Origin of the sequence: Undibacterium sp. Di27W (genome assembly GCF_049340345.1) — a bacterium.
GTDB lineage: Bacteria > Pseudomonadota > Gammaproteobacteria > Burkholderiales > Burkholderiaceae_D > Undibacterium.
On record NZ_JBMPOS010000128.1, the window covers coordinates 1 to 369 of the forward strand.

Genomic DNA, 369 nt, shown 5'->3' on the forward strand with positions numbered 1-369 from the left:
CCAGGGAATGGGTCCCAGCCAGCGGTGTCCAATGGAATTTACAGAACACGGACTCGCCTTGGGCATTAACCAGCCGGAAGGTATGTACTCCAAAGCCCTGCATCATCCGGTAGCTGCGCGGGATGGCACGGTCCGACATTTGCCATAGCAGCATATGGGTTGACTCTGGCATCAACGAAACAAAATCCCAAAATGTATCGTGCGCGCTGGATGCCTGCGGCATTGCGTGATGCGGCTCTGGTTTCACGGCATGCACAAGATCTGGGAACTTCATGGCATCCTGGATAAAAAACACAGGAATGTTGTTGCCAACAAGATCCCAGTTCCCTTCGTCAGTATAAAACTTCACCGCGAATCCGCGCACATCGC

At 53.1% G+C, this 369-nt stretch carries 1 protein-coding gene; it reads right to left on the minus strand.

Annotated features, from left to right (window positions below; all coding sequences use genetic code 11):
• Positions 1 to 369: catalase (locus ACO0LF_RS31605; RefSeq protein WP_423021390.1), on the minus strand; the 369-nt coding region annotated here is incomplete at both ends.